Origin of the sequence: Microcoleus sp. PH2017_12_PCY_D_A (assembly GCF_020738565.1) — a bacterium.
In the GTDB taxonomy this organism is placed as follows: Bacteria; Cyanobacteriota; Cyanobacteriia; order Cyanobacteriales; family Microcoleaceae; genus Microcoleus.
Map to the genome: position 1 here is coordinate 15,745 of NZ_JAEQCI010000041.1, position 14,191 is coordinate 29,935.

At 45.4% G+C, this 14,191-nt stretch carries 15 protein-coding genes and 1 pseudogene; 9 read left to right on the forward strand and 7 right to left on the reverse strand.

Annotation, left to right across the window (positions count from 1 at the left end; translation table 11 throughout):
- The first annotated feature begins 273 nt into the window (after positions 1-273).
- The 6 genes from JGK39_RS12975 (at position 274) to JGK39_RS13000 (ending at position 6,290) form a co-directional block, all read left to right on the forward strand.
- Entirely contained in the window at positions 274-2,142 is a 1,869-nt protein-coding gene (locus JGK39_RS12975; RefSeq protein WP_293296575.1) for a 3-oxoacyl-[acyl-carrier-protein] synthase III C-terminal domain-containing protein, read from the forward strand.
- Entirely contained in the window at positions 2,142-3,062 is a 921-nt protein-coding gene (locus JGK39_RS12980; protein WP_293253732.1) for a hypothetical protein, read from the forward strand. The genes JGK39_RS12975 and JGK39_RS12980 overlap by 1 nt, the downstream gene beginning before the upstream one ends.
- 944 nt (positions 3,063-4,006) lie before the next feature.
- The gene (gene msrA, locus JGK39_RS12985; protein ID WP_293253729.1) at positions 4,007-4,660 is read left to right on the forward strand and encodes a peptide-methionine (S)-S-oxide reductase MsrA; all 654 of its coding nucleotides are present in this window, start codon (positions 4,007-4,009) and stop codon (positions 4,658-4,660) included.
- 311 nt (positions 4,661-4,971) lie between these two features.
- Positions 4,972-5,301 carry a hypothetical protein gene (locus JGK39_RS12990; RefSeq protein WP_293253726.1) on the forward strand — a complete coding sequence of 110 codons (330 nt, stop codon included), beginning with the start codon at positions 4,972-4,974 and terminating at the stop codon, positions 5,299-5,301.
- 35 nt (positions 5,302-5,336) lie between these two features.
- A complete protein-coding gene (locus JGK39_RS12995; RefSeq protein WP_293296577.1) occupies positions 5,337-5,678 on the forward strand; it encodes a YtxH domain-containing protein in 342 nt (113 codons plus the stop codon).
- A gap of 33 nt (positions 5,679-5,711) precedes the next feature.
- Positions 5,712-6,290 carry a DUF948 domain-containing protein gene (locus JGK39_RS13000; RefSeq protein WP_293253720.1) on the forward strand — a complete coding sequence of 193 codons (579 nt, stop codon included), beginning with the start codon at positions 5,712-5,714 and terminating at the stop codon, positions 6,288-6,290.
- A gap of 137 nt (positions 6,291-6,427) precedes the next feature.
- Here the strand turns inward: JGK39_RS13000 and JGK39_RS13005 are convergent, their stop codons facing one another.
- Positions 6,428-7,036, reverse strand: coding sequence for a DNA-binding response regulator (locus JGK39_RS13005; RefSeq protein ID WP_293296579.1), 609 nt, complete (start codon positions 7,034-7,036; stop codon positions 6,428-6,430).
- 280 nt (positions 7,037-7,316) lie between these two features.
- Here JGK39_RS13005 and JGK39_RS13010 point away from each other — a divergent pair, with 280 nt between their 5' ends.
- The 3 genes from JGK39_RS13010 to JGK39_RS13020 all read left to right on the forward strand — a co-directional run bounded on the left by JGK39_RS13010 (position 7,317) and on the right by JGK39_RS13020 (position 11,431).
- A complete protein-coding gene (locus JGK39_RS13010; protein ID WP_293296581.1) occupies positions 7,317-9,476 on the forward strand; it encodes a S8 family serine peptidase in 2,160 nt (719 codons plus the stop codon).
- A 242-nt stretch (positions 9,477-9,718) separates the two neighbouring features.
- Positions 9,719-11,212, forward strand: coding sequence for a CAP domain-containing protein (locus JGK39_RS13015; RefSeq protein WP_293296583.1), 1,494 nt, complete (start codon positions 9,719-9,721; stop codon positions 11,210-11,212).
- A gap of 3 nt (positions 11,213-11,215) precedes the next feature.
- Positions 11,216-11,431, forward strand: coding sequence for a hypothetical protein (locus tag JGK39_RS13020; protein ID WP_293322209.1), 216 nt, complete (start codon positions 11,216-11,218; stop codon positions 11,429-11,431).
- Between the two features lie 15 nt (positions 11,432-11,446).
- Here JGK39_RS13020 and JGK39_RS13025 read toward each other — a convergent pair whose 3' ends face one another.
- The 6 genes and pseudogenes from JGK39_RS13025 to JGK39_RS13050 all read right to left on the reverse strand — a co-directional run bounded on the left by JGK39_RS13025 (position 11,447) and on the right by JGK39_RS13050 (position 14,154).
- Complete coding sequence (locus JGK39_RS13025) at positions 11,447-11,845, reverse strand: PIN domain-containing protein (RefSeq protein ID WP_293296587.1); 399 nt, start codon at positions 11,843-11,845, stop codon at positions 11,447-11,449.
- A complete protein-coding gene (locus tag JGK39_RS13030; RefSeq protein ID WP_293253702.1) occupies positions 11,842-12,042 on the reverse strand; it encodes a type II toxin-antitoxin system VapB family antitoxin in 201 nt (66 codons plus the stop codon). Before JGK39_RS13030 ends, JGK39_RS13025 begins: the two co-directional genes overlap by 4 nt.
- Positions 12,043-12,270: 228 nt before the next feature.
- Positions 12,271-12,642 carry a XisI protein gene (locus JGK39_RS13035; RefSeq protein WP_293296589.1) on the reverse strand — a complete coding sequence of 124 codons (372 nt, stop codon included), beginning with the start codon at positions 12,640-12,642 and terminating at the stop codon, positions 12,271-12,273.
- Positions 12,630-13,049 (reverse strand): annotated as a pseudogene (locus JGK39_RS13040) (element excision factor XisH family protein). The gene JGK39_RS13035 and the pseudogene JGK39_RS13040 overlap by 13 nt, the downstream one beginning before the upstream one ends.
- Positions 13,050-13,232: 183 nt before the next feature.
- Positions 13,233-13,673 carry a hypothetical protein gene (locus tag JGK39_RS13045; protein ID WP_293296591.1) on the reverse strand — a complete coding sequence of 147 codons (441 nt, stop codon included), beginning with the start codon at positions 13,671-13,673 and terminating at the stop codon, positions 13,233-13,235.
- Positions 13,666-14,154 (reverse strand): hypothetical protein, encoded by a 489-nt coding sequence (locus JGK39_RS13050; RefSeq protein WP_293296593.1) that lies wholly within the window; start codon positions 14,152-14,154, stop codon positions 13,666-13,668. The genes JGK39_RS13045 and JGK39_RS13050 overlap by 8 nt, the downstream gene beginning before the upstream one ends.
- Positions 14,155-14,191 lie beyond the last annotated feature (37 nt).

Sequence of the window (14,191 nt, forward strand, 5' to 3'; positions counted from 1 at the left end):
TGTTGCCGCTGTTGCTGAACTTGTCTGATTTCCCCTGACTCTACAATACAACTGGTTGCTCCTTGCAAGTTCGCTGCCCCGCAAAGCACAATCAATTTTATACCATTTCCGATCCCCCTAAATCCCCCTTAAAAAGGCGGACGAAAGAGTGTTCTTGTCCCCCCCTTATTAAGGGGGGCTAGGGGGGATCTTCGGGTTTTACAACACGCCCTAGAGGGGATCGAAGCACTAATTTTCAGCCATACTAAATTAGCATTTTGAGAGGTTGACGGTATGCACAGCGCTTATATCAATCGGATTGGAAAATTTTTGCCGGGGGAAGCGATTAATAATGATGAGATGGAGGAATATTTAGGCAAAATTGCCGATCGCCCTTCGAGAGTCAGACAGCGCATTCTCAACAGCAACGGGATTAAACAGCGCTATTACGCGATCGACAAACAGCAGCAAACACTGTATTCTAACAGCCAAATGGCAGCCTTTGCCGTCCGGGACGCGATCGCCTCTGCAAATTTGGAACCAAGGGCGATCGACTTACTAGCCTGCGCCACCACTTTACCAGACTTATTAGTACCGGGATTTGCCAGCACAGTACATGGGGAACTTTCCGAATTATCTCCCCTAGAAATAGTTTCAACTCAAGGAGTTTGCTGTGCAGGAGTTACCGCCTTAAATTACGCCGCATCTCAACTCGAACTCGGCAAAAAACAAACAGCAATCGCCGTCGCCTCCGAATTTCCCTCGCGCCTGTTCAAAAATAGTAAATTTGAAGCAGAAACATCAGTCCAAGCCGGAAAACCCCTACCTTTCGATACAGAATTTCTGCGGTGGATGCTATCCGACGGCGCCGGAGCATTTTTGCTACAAAACCATCCCAACGCAACAGGAATTAGCTTAAAAATAGAATGGATTGAGCTAATTTCTCACGCCAACGCCTATCCAGTTTGTATGTATTCAGGATTGGCCAGCGAAACATCAACAAAAAGCTGGTTAGATTATTCATCCTACCTCGATGCAGCCACAGCCGGAGCCTTTGACTTGCGGCAAAATATTCGCTTGCTAGACAATGTAATGAAATTAGGCGTTGAAGGTTGGCTGAGCCTGATTAAAAATGGGAGAGTTTGTCCGCAGGAAATTGACTGGCTGCTGTGCCACTATTCCTCTCACTTTTTCCGGGGACAAATTGTCGAACTTCTGGAACAAGCAGGCTGCATGATTCCCGAAGAAAAATGGTTTACTAACTTGTACAGTCGGGGAAATACAGGCTGCGCCTCGATTTATTTAATGTTAGAGGAATTGTTCAACTCTGGCAAATTGCAGCCGGGACAAAAAATATTTTGTTTTGTTCCGGAAAGTGGTCGCTTTACAACGGCATACATGATGTTAACTGTTGTGGAAAACACTAATAAATCTATGACTTCTCAAAGTTTTCAATCCCTTGATGTTCCCGAAGCTTCGCCTCTAGAAAGTGTTAAACCGGAAATGTTTTACTCTCCGCAAGCTTATTTGTTGCGGGAGTTAGCCTGGATTTGGCTGAGATTCGATCGCGAAATTCGTTCCGTACCCATTGTCCGCAAATTGTACCGGGGAGAGTTTACAATAGAAGACTATCAAGCTTTGCTGTGCAATCTCCGCCCGCAAGTTGTCGAGGGAGCGCGCTGGATTGCTCGGGCTGCATCTAACATGACTGACTTCCGTTTGCGATCGACTTTTATCGGTCACGCCCAAGACGAACACCGCGACTATCAAATGTTAGAACGAAATTATGTTTCTGTCGGAGGCGAGTTGTCAAAAATTGTCGAATATGATAAGAATATTGGCAGCGAAGCACTGTCAGCTTTTATCTTCCACCAAGCATCGCGGGAAAATCCAGTCGATTTAATTGGCAGTATGTTTATCATCGAAGGATTGGGAAATCGGTTGGCGGGAAAGTGGGCAAAAGAAATCAAAGAAACTCTCGGTTTGCAAGACGAACAAGTATCATTTTTAGCTTATCACGGAGCTAATGACGAGTCGCATTTAGCCAAATTAGAAAATTTGATTAATGCAGAATGGATGACAGAGGACATCGCCCGTCGTATTGTCAAAACCGCCCGCGTCACTGCTCGTTTATATCTATTGCAATTGGAGGAAATCCGCTAATGCAAAAGCTGCAAAAACAAGATATCAAAACTCTTCCCGACGAGCAGAAAGTCCCTTACGCTACCAAACCGTACAACCGCCGAGATCCGAATGTTTGGGATGTCCTGTTTTGCGATCGCTCGATTCCCGTAGATTTAGTAGCAAAAGCATACATGATGAAGGATTTGCAAAACTGGACTCGCAGTTATTTGCTCATCCCGATCAAAATAATTGCGAACTTGTTGCTGGCGGTAATTATGACAGCAAAGCGTTTGTTGCCGTTTCAATTTCGCGCTTACACGTTAATGCACAAATCCGCTGCATTTTTCCTAAATAACTTTGTCTCGCCCGAAGCTTGTTATTTAATTGTGCGGCACATCTGCATCGGCTCGAACATTATCAACTTCTTAATTGATAACGGCCCGGACACCCAGATTGAAAAGTCAAAACTTTATCCGCGCACTGTTAGCGATTTAGCTGACAATGCGTTTCTCGAACACGACTTAATTTTGTATAACTTTGTCTGGGACTACAACCAGGCCATACTGACAAATCCCAACTGGTTGCAGCTTGTCAAAAAACGGGGGATTAATTATGATAGCATTCAACCTGTGGAAGTTGCAATAGATTTTGAAAGAAGCAGGTGGCTGAGGATTTTGGATTTAGAATCGGCGATCGAGCTTTTTAAAGTATTTTATTCTCTGTGCTTAACTAGCGATGAATTTGCGCGCGCCGTGCTGTCGCTTCAGTTAGACGAAAACTTCGGAGTGTACGTCAGTGAAATTATCGGAAATCATGACTGGAATCATGTAATTGTCAACCGCCACCCGCTAGCACCAAACAGTCCGTTTAATGCAGCGCGCGACTTGTTTTTGCACGGCATAATTTCGGAATATCTCTATCGGTACTTGGAAATGCGAAAAGAGATGAGCAATGTTTAAAAGTCAGGTGCAAAGTATGTAGGGTGCGCAATGCGCACCTTCCGAATATGTAATTATGTCGGGTGCGCAATCCGCATTTTACGAATATAAGTAGCGCGTAAAGTGGTAAAATAATCGGTGCGCAGTGTACACCCTACAAATTCAACCGGTGCGCAGTGCACACCCTACAAATTCAACTACTTTCGACAAATCCTGATACACCACAATCCACTTGCCTATAATCGGGTCTGAGCAATGCTTAAAAGTCTGGTGCAAAGTATGTAGTGTACACCCTACAAATTCAACCGGTGCGCAGTGCACACCCTACAAATTCAACTACTTTCGACAAATCCTAATACACCACAATCCACTTGCCTATAATCGGGTCTGAGCAATGCTTAAAAGTCTGGTGCAAAGTATGTAGGGTGCGCAATGCGCACCTTCCGAATATAAGTAGCGCGTCAAGTGGTAAAATAATCGGTGCGCAGTGCACACCATACAAATTCAACCGGTGCGCAGTGCATGCCCTACAAATTCAACTACTTTCAACAAATCCTGATACACCACAATCCACTGGCCTGTAATCGGGTCGCGGTAAGTAATAAACGGATTAGATTTTAAAGGCTTACTGCAAGGTTTGACTGCCATTTCTACACACTCCCTATAAATTTTATTAAATAAATCTACAACACCATACCTTTAATAATCGGCTGTTTTGCCTAAAATCCGCGTGATTTCTACCTCAACAAGAGGTGATTTTTCAGGCATTCTTGGGTGACAGGGAGCAGTGGCTTAATGTGATTGAAAACTGCCCGTGCAGTGAGCAGTATCACCAAAAGCCTTCCGAAAAACAATTCTGCCTTGTCCCCTTTACCTTTTACCTTCAAGAGGGTAAGTATTTTCCGCAAAAATCTGATATTATTAAGTAAGGTAAAGACGTTTATCAGAGATATCCTCACAAATTTATGGTGCTATTTGGATTTGGCAAAAAGTCGAGCCTGCCCTCTCCCCAAGACGCATTGCCGGGACGGGCAGAGTTGATGCCGGTACCGGCAACTCACTTTGTTAACGGCAATCCCCTCAAGCCTCCGTTTCCAAACGGCATGGAGACTGCGATGTTTGGCCTGGGCTGTTTTTGGGGCGCGGAACGCAAATTTTGGCAGCAAAATGGTGTTTTTTCGACTGCGGTTGGCTACGCGGCGGGGATTACTCCGAATCCTACTTACAATGAAGTTTGCAGCGGGATGACGGGACACAATGAAGTTGTTTTGGTTGTGTTCGATCCGAAAGTAATTAGTTACGAAACGCTGCTAAAGGTTTTTTGGGAAAGCCACAATCCGACTCAGGGAATGCGGCAGGGTAATGATTCGGGTACTCAATATCGATCGGGCATTTACACGTATTCAGCCAGCCAAAAGCAGCTAGCTGAGGCTTCGCGGGATGCTTACCAGACAGCTTTGACGCCTGCTGGTTACGGTAAGATTACGACTGAAATTATTGATGCTCCTGAGTTTTATTACGCGGAAAGCTATCACCAGCAGTATCTTGCTAAAAACCCGAACGGTTATTGCGGTTTGGGCGGTACTAAGGTTTGTTTGCCGGCGATGTCTCAGGCTTGAGGTTTTATCCCGATTGATGGGGACACAATCATGTTCGTTGGTGTCAATTTAAGATAAGACGTAGTGCAGATTTGCTGTCTGACGATTAAGGCCTGATCCCCCCTAGCCCCCCTTAAGAAGGGGGGGACAGGAAGTTATCAAAGTCCCCCTTATTAAGGGGGATTTAGGGGGATCTTGCCTCAGATAAAAGCGAGATTTCTCAGGCTTCAGACTTGATTTGACACTAATGAACACTGCTGTGTCGCTACAACATAGGGCTATAATTTCGCCACAAACAGCGGAATATGTTAATAATTGAAAATAGGTAAGAAATGCTGACGGCTGTTGTAATTATCAATTTAATGATATCTGTGATCGGTTTTTATATAGCTGCGAGAGTGTGGAAAATCAGACGGACGATCGCGCGTTTTGAAGTTCGGATCGCAGCAATCGATCGCTGTAGCAGCAATGTCCTCGCAAAATCGCCGAATTTCTTTGCGAAAAGGCAGCAAGGTGCTCACCAATTACGGCGGGATTACCAACAACTGGAATTGCAACTGCAACAGGTTCAGCAACTTTTGGGATTGCTGGGTTTGGGGCGGATGCTTTGGCGCAGGCGCGATTCCCTACGGGATAGCTTCGCTTCACGACCTTTGAGGTAAGCTATCCTAAAATTGTATGGAGAGAAGTTATAAAAATGTCAACTAAACGTTCGGGATTATTTATTGGCGGTCTGTTGGTGGGTTCTGCGATCGGGGCCGTGACTGGGTTGCTGATGGCACCGCGAACGGGCAAGGAGACGCGGCAGATATTGAAAAAATCTGCCGATGCTTTGCCGGAGTTGGCGGAGGATTTATCGACTAGCGTCCAATTGCAAGCCGATCGACTTTCGGAGACTGCACTGCGAAATTGGGACGAAACTTTGGTTAGATTGAAGGAGGCGATCGCAGCGGGCTTAGAAGCGACTCAGCGCGAACGTCAAACACTGTCGGAAACTGAAGCCGAAGTGAGTCCGCCGCTGCGCCCATCCGCTAAATGACGTGAAATCCCCAACCCTAAATCCGAGATTCAAGTGAGCGATCCTATATTCTGGCTAGGACTTTCGATTTTGCTAGTGGCGGTTAGCCTAACTGCTGTTTTAGTGACTTTAATACCTGCGGTGCAAGCGCTAGCAAGGGCAGCCCGCAGCGTGGAAAAGCTCGCTGACACGCTTTCGCGCGAGTTTCCGCCGACTTTGGAGGCGATTCGGTTGACGGGGCTGGAAATTAGCGAGTTGACGGATGATGTCAGCGATGGAGTGCAAAGTGCGGGGGAGGTTGTCAAGCAAGTCGATCGCAGTATTGGTAGCGCGAAGAAGCAGGCGCAAAATGTGCAGGTGACAACTCGCAGCGTGGTGACGGGGATTAAGGCTGCTTGGAAAACTTTAACTCGGAAGCCGCCGATTTCTGGGACAAATCGCCGATCCGATCGATTGTCGGCGAGTCAAAGAGGTGCGATTTCGCTGAGGGATTCGGGTTTGGATGACAGGTATTCTGGGGGTTACGCTGCGAGTGCGGGTAATGGGGAATCGCCCAGGTTGAGGAATGGCGAGGGTTCTGGTTTGCCGGCGGATGCGGGAGATTTTGAGGAAGTGCGATCGGGCGATTCTTGATGTTTTTTGATAGTAGATCGAGGAAGCCTCGGCGGTTGAAACCGCGGCGATACAAACGATGTCCGGATGGTGCGCGGACGAAGAGAAGAGAGGGTTGATTTGTTTGTGGGATTTGTTTGGGTTGGGCGATCGGGCATCTAGTCTTTTTGATCCAAGTCTTCGGTTTTCGGAGTTTCTGAAGTTGAGGGGAATTCTAGTCGAATATTAATATCAATTGATATTGTATTTTTCTCAATCACACCTATACCAACTATTTTTACTAATGCTTCTGTAGGTATAGAATTATTTAGTTTAAATTCAGAAGAAGACAAAGTTTTAAATCCTGCTTCCTGTAGCCGATCGCAAACATTTCTCCAATTTCCCACAGGTTCGTTGGGTAAATCTGCGAGTTTTTTAACATATTGGTATAAAGTTTTACACAGATAAACCTCTGCACTTTTCGGAGTCTGAAACATTTTTTTAGCTATTTCGGCGGGACTGCAACCGGAAAGCAGTCCTCGGAGATAAAGCTTTTCAGTGTCTGTGAGTCCTCTGCGCGATCGGGGAGAGATTTGCCGTTTAGCTTCTGCAAAAGCTTGGTACAGCCTTTCTAAGTCCCAGTGTTTCGCGGCTTCGGCAAATAAGTCTTCTTTTGAGGCCATTTTCGGGTGCGGTGAGATGTGGCTAACGTTAGCATAACCGAAATTGCTAGCGTTTGTTAGTTGTGTGCTAGCTGTACTTACTGTATTGTTACATACATCAGGCATAGTTGAGTTTGTTGAAGCGGTGAGACGCCGAGTAGGAATACTCAGAGTCAGTAATGGGCGCGATCGTTTTTGACAAGAAATCATTTATTTAATACCAGCAAACACGCGGTAAGTCTCTGTACTTGTCCCGATTCAACACGAGGAAATAACGTGTCTAATTTTTTCACGCCGGAATTCAATAACGAAAGTGCGATCGCACCCTTGCTCTACTAACAGTTATAGAACAAAACTGGCATATCAAGCCATCCAACCACTATTTGCAGAAAATTAAGGATACAAAATGACATCACAGTTTAACACGACCTCTGGCTATGGCTTGGTGAATGCAGCAACAGCAGTTGCCAGTGCAACTGGACAACCCACCTTTCCAGATGTCCCAGACTTGGGCGGCAATAGTTGGGGCAACGATCTAGTGAAGGCTCCCGAAGCTTGGGCAAGGGAATTTACAGGTAAGGGAATTGTTGTTGCTGTCATTGACAGTGGTGTGGACATCGAACACGAAGACCTTAAAGATAATATTTGGATTAATACCAAGGAAATTCCAGGTAATGGCATTGATGATGATCGTAATGACAAAATTGATGATATTAACGGTTGGAATTTTGGTAAGCGCCTTAACCCAAAAGGTGACAATGATGTTAGACCAGGTACTAATGATCGTGGGCAAGTTCACGGCACTCATGTTGCTGGTACGATCGCCGCTGCAAATAACAATTTAGGTATCAGCGGTGTCGCCTATAATGCCAAAATCATGCCGATTAGGTTGGCAGACACGATAACCACGGACGAACCACAACCTAACGGAGGAACAAAACCTGTAACAAAGTTTGTGCCAGAAACTGCTGGATCTTTAACCGATGCAATCCGCTACGCGGCTGATATGGGTGCCAATGTCATCAATATGAGCCTGGGTGTGGGTCGGGAAGGATATTCTGCATTGCAAGAAGCCATAGCCTATGCAGCTAGTAAAAATGTTGTTGTTGTCAGTAGTGCTGGAAATGGAGATGAGAAGGGTAATGGTCTACCTTCGCCTGGGTTTCCTGCGGGCTATGCCACTCAATATGGCATCGCTGTAGGTGCTGTAAATATAAACAAAGAGATTGCTAATTTTTCCAATCTGGCCGGCTCAGATAACAAGATGGCGTATGTAGTTGCGCCCGGAGTACAAGTTTATTCAACTTTACCTACTAAACCTACTGAAAAATACGGTTTAAAAAATGGTACATCAATGGCTGCACCTCATGTTGCAGGTGTTGCAGCCTTAATGCTGAGTGCAAATCCTAGCCTGACTCCACAGCAAGTACGTCAGATATTAACTGATTCTGCTACGGGTCTCAGCAACAACGTTCCAGTGGTCGCACCCCTTCCAGAAATATCTCTTTCACTGCCACCAGAACCACCACCCATAAAATCACCAGGCCCTGGAGCACCACCCCCGGTCGTGCCAACACCGCAAGATCCGACACCGACACCTACTCCGGCACCAATACCTACACCTAGTCCGGCACCCGCGCCGACACCAGCACCGACACCAACTCCAATACCTGCACCTGTCCCGACTCCGACACCAACTCCAGTACCAGTACCGACACCAGCACCGACACCAACTCCAATACCTGCCCCTGTCCCGACTCCGACACCAACTCCAGCACCAGCACCGACACCAACTCCAATACCTGCGCCTGTACCGACTCCGACACCAACTCCGGCACCAGTATCGATCGCAACACCCAAACCAAATGCTACAGGCGATGGCAATCCGACAGGGCTACCCCAAAATCTTAGCGGGTCTGGATTTTACTTGTTAACAGATAATTCTGACACGGCAATCCCAAGAGCTGCGATCGGTTTAGGAATTTCAGGTCTTTCTGGCAGTGACTCTCTCACAGGTACAGACGATGCTGACACCATTAACGGCAATCAAGGTGCAGACCGACTAATCGGACTCGGCGGCAACGATATCCTTTTGGGCGGCAAAGGTTCAGACTTCATTGATGGCGGTGCTGGCAACGACTTCCTCAGAGGAAACAATGACAACGACACTCTGACTGGAGGAGATGGTAACGATGTTATGTTGGGCGGTCAAGGAAATGATATCCTCATCGGCGGGGCTGGCAGCGACGTACTCAATGGCGATCGCGGTCAAGACATTCTCACAGGCGGCGACGGCAATGATGCCTTTCTCTTAATACTAGATTCGACTGCTACCTCGATCGATAAAGCCGATGTCATTACAGATTTCCGCTCTGGAGATAGCTTTGGTTTGACCGAAGGAATCACATTTTCTACTCTTACGTTTGAATCTGTTAGTTTACGGCTTGACGGGGATACTCCTGTCACTTCTACGGCTATTAAACAGGGTAACAACTATTTGGCAGTTGTCTCTGGAGTAGCTCAAAGTGTTCTAACTGAAAATGTTTTCTTCAGAAGCCTTCCTTAATTAATAGCGATCGCCCCGCTCAACATAAAGGGCGATCGACCTTCATTATCCCCAAGATTGACATCTCCCAAGACCCGAAAAGTAAAGTTGTGTAACAACAAATGATATTTTGCATAAAAATCGCAGGATCGAACCGATAAAACTATAGACAGTTTGGAAGTTTAGACATCTTGGCTCAGAGCTAAAGACACCTAAATAGAGGAACTATCAAAAAAAATTACACAGAAGTAGGTTTGTTCAATATGACAGTAAATATCTACGCCTCTTCACCGCAGGACGGTTTAGAGTCAGAAGAAGTTAAGTTAATCAACTTAATCAATCAATACCGCGCTCAAAATGGGCTGCCACCCATACCAAAATCCAAGGCACTGACTACCGTTGCTAATCGCCACGTCCAAGACATAACAGAAAACATTGGTAGTCTCACTCATTCCTGGAGTGACGCTCCCTATGATGGCAACGATTCCAAAACTTGGTCTAATATGTGGAAAGCTCCCCAGCGGCTTAATACTGGCTATCCGGGAAATGGTTATGAAAACGCTTTCGGAGGCTCTGGGGGGTTTGTCGCCACAGCAGAAAATACCTTAAACGCTTGGAAAAATAGTCCTTTACACAATGCCGTTATCCTCAATCAAAACATTTGGCAAAACAAGCAGTGGAAGGCTTTAGGAGTCGGCATCTATAAAGGATACGCGGTGATGTGGGTTGGTGAGGAAAGCGACCCTACAGGCGAACCCTCAATCAGCAGTGCTTCTATACCAACACCAACACCGACACCAACACCTCAACCAATACCTGAACTGATACCTCCAGCACCAGCGCCGGGAACACCTGCACCGCAGCCACCAGGGGTTCCCTCGCCTCAAGATCCTACACCGCCAGATCCAAAACCCCCAGTACCCCCAAAACCCCCAGTACCCCCAAAACCCCCAGATCCAGTAGCGCCAGAACCACCAGATTCAGTGCCAGGAGATACATCTATTCCTACTGGTTTCATTATCAATGAGTCTAGCTTGCTGAACGCTTTTGATAGCCTATCTAACTCAGCAGCAGCAGGCGCAGCTAATGGAAACCTAGTGAGATTAACCGCAGGCAATGATTTTCTAAATTTATCGCTTTCGAGTTTGACCACAAGTCCAAGCGGCGGTGTACTTGCCTTGGACGGAAATGATACTATTCTCGGCTCATCTGCTAATGATGTAGTCAACGGAAACACCGGTGCAGATAGTTTGAGAGGTGCTGCTGGCAATGACTTGCTGCGTGGTGGCAAAGATGAAGATCGGATTTTTGGAGAGGATGGGAATGACATCCTCAGCGGTGGTAGAGACAGCGATACCCTTGAAGGTGGATCAGGTAATGATTTTGTGCGAGGTGGCCGAGACAATGACATTTTAATTGGAGGTGATGGGAACGATATTCTGGTAGGCGATATTGGTTCAGATACTCTCACAGGCGGTAGCGGATCGGATACGTTTATTCTGATCGCTAATTCTGAAGCGGGAAAACGTGATTTTAATTTAGCCGATCGAATTACTGATTTTAGTCAAGGCGATAGAATTGCGATCGCAGGCAACATTTCCTCAAGCGAACTCCGTTTTAATGCTGTTGGTGTCAACACTGTTATCCAACTAGCAAACGGCGACATTTTAGGCAATGTTCTCAATGTGACACCAGCGACTGTTCAGAGCGCTACATTCATCGTTCCCCTTACAGATTCATCCCTGCGTTTTGGATAAAATATGAGTTGTGGGGCTGGCATCTTGCCTGCCCTTACATTCCAAAAGCGATCGCCCCTATCCCATCCCAAATCTCACGCGGGCGAGATCCCTTTCATTCCAAAAGTCCGATCGCCCTTTTTGTCCAAAAGTGCGATCGCCTTTCCCATCCCGAATCCCAAAGGGATCTCACCCTTACTGTCCGAAAGTGCGATCGGCATTCCCCAAGTTAAGATATAAACTGAGAAATCACCCTCATAGCAATACGACAGGAATGTGCGATCGGAAATTCTCAAAATCTTTATCAGTAGTCAAAATGCTGTAGCCGCGACGATGAGCAACAGCACATAGCAGAAAATCAGTATTTGAACCCTGAACACCATTACTGCGACAGGTATTGAAAAACTCTGCGGCTAACTCATAATCTTCAGTTGTTAGCTCTAAATCAGGAAAAGCACGAAGATACTCTTGCAATCGAGCAAACTGTTCCTTGTAACGCACCCCAGAAAGCACCTCCTGACGAATCGCCCCCAGTAAAACAACTCGTCCGTCTGCAATCAAATCGCGCAGCACATTAACGATCGCGATCGCATCATTTGTCGTGTTGCGCCGTAAGGCCAGCGACCAAACGGAACTATCAACAAGAACATTCATGTTGTTTGTCGCTGTTGCTTGTAGTTATAATCTTCATCGTATTCAATAGTACCAAACAATTCCAATATTTTTAATTGTTTGCGACGTTGGATGTACTCGCGTAAAGCCGCTTCGATTAATGTAGTAGGTGTTGGATGGTTACTCAAATCAAGGGCTTCTTGAAGAAGAGTTTTGTCAATTTCGAGCGTAGTTACCATGTATTTTCCTCGTGCAAGTAGGGTATGACGCAATTGCCACCGAACAATGCTGTAATTTTAGTGTAGCACTGAAACTCCATCAATAGTACGATCGCCCTTTTTGTCCGAAAGTGATCTCGCGCCCCTATCTCATCCCAAATCTCACGCGGGCGATATCTCTTTCTTCCCAAAGTGCGATCGCCCTTTTCCCCAAATAACCAAAAGTGCGATCGCTCTTTTCGTCCAAATTTAACTCACTTGCAATAATTCTTGAGAGTGTATTGAATTTGCTACACCATAAGCTGTATAAGCTCTTACTTCTGGCGGTTGAAGTCCCAAAACAATTAATTGAGGAGGAATGCCCGCCGCTACTAATTCTTCAGCGATCGAGCGATCGGTATTATTCGCTTGAATCCAAACTTGACCGTCGATAATATCCATGTGTATGACGCAATCGTGAATTCTTCTCCCCTGAAACCATCCGATCGATAGTAACATATAGCAATCGTTTTCTAAATCGAAAATTACTTGACTTTGTACCTCACTTTCAGAATCAAAAAAACCTGAGTATTCATTAATAATTCCTTTGACAATCTGGCGGCAATCTGCTATTGTATCCATTTCACAATCTCCTCCGTTTGTGGATTAAAAACAATCAACTTCAAATTATTATCGACCAATAAAATATCGGCAAATTTATCTTCAATAAAAAGCTCTTCAAAAGACATCACAGGTATGGCAAGATAGAGCGTTCTTTCCGGTTCCGTTTGTTCTAAAATTTTCTGATAAAGAATGTATTGTCCCAAAGCCTTCTCTAAATCTAAAATTTTAGAATCACTGATAAAACTTTTAACTTCAACAGCTATCTTAGACTGATTATTTTCAGCAGCAATCAGTTTTTAGGCTCCGAGATCGACAAAGAGTTTTCGCTTGGCCCATTTCACTAATAATGGATCGTGAGTAACTTGCCAGCCAGCTTTAACAAGTGCCTGTTTCACAACTGGATGATAGTAATCTTTTGCTGACACTGTTGCTCCTTTTAAACGCTCTAGGACGATGCTTTAAGTATAGCAAAGAAATTACCGACATTACTACCAAAGTAAGCGCGTGAGTTCGCGAAGCGTTCCCGAAGGGTAGCTATCCCCTAGGAATCGCCTTTTTTTTCCGAAAGTGCGATCGCCCTTATTGTCCGAAAGTGCGATCGGGCTTTCCTAATTTACCGCACGTTTGAGAATTTGACCGACAACTCCATACCTGTCGCCTGTCAATCCATCAAGTTCGTGTTCGATATCTTCCAACCAGCCAAGTTTACTTGTCCACTTACCATTAGCTAATTGTCTGGCTGCATGAGTTGGAATACCGTTGGAATCAACATATATTGCTATTTTCTGATATCCAACTTCTAATCGATCGCCAATACAAATTTCATATCTGAGGGTTTGATAAGACTGAATATACGCTTCTAGAGTCTCCTCTTGCGGCACGCCTTCAGGCCAATAAAATTGCTCTCCTGGTATAGGTTGCCACCAACGATCGTCTTCCCCAGCAGCCCATGCAAAGCAGTTATATTCTTGAGATTTGGGGCTAGTAACTTGATAATCTGTGCGAGACAAATTCGGCCACTTAAATTCAAATTCTGGTCTTCTATACATTCTCTTCAATCGCGTAGCCTTGATTTCTACCCCACTCAATCCAAGCTGAAGCCATCTGTTTTATCCTTCCCCTTTGTTCTGGTTTAATCGGATTTTCACCCGTAATTGCACCCAAAGCCGACAACCAGTAAACAGGATTTTTTTTCAATTCTGATAGCAACAGCGGTAGGATTTGAGTTCCCATACTAATAATTTCCTGATAGGCAGGATGCTGAGACATTTGGGCAGTTGAAGACAGTCCAGCAACATCTTCCTCCCAATCCGAGGCTAGTGCATAAAATTTGTCAACTATCTCAGGGGAGATTTCAGCATTTTTGTTGAGAATATTTAGAGCGGTATTTTGTGAAGAAACTTCTGACTGTGCGAGTAAGTTTTCTATGCCTATTAAAACTAACTCTTCTATCGAGACATTTAAGTTGTTCGCGACTTGTTGTAATTTTATTAGGCGTTCATCTGAAAGGGCGATCGCGATCGTGTTCATCTGACTTACAAACTAGCATTATGCCTAAAGTATAACA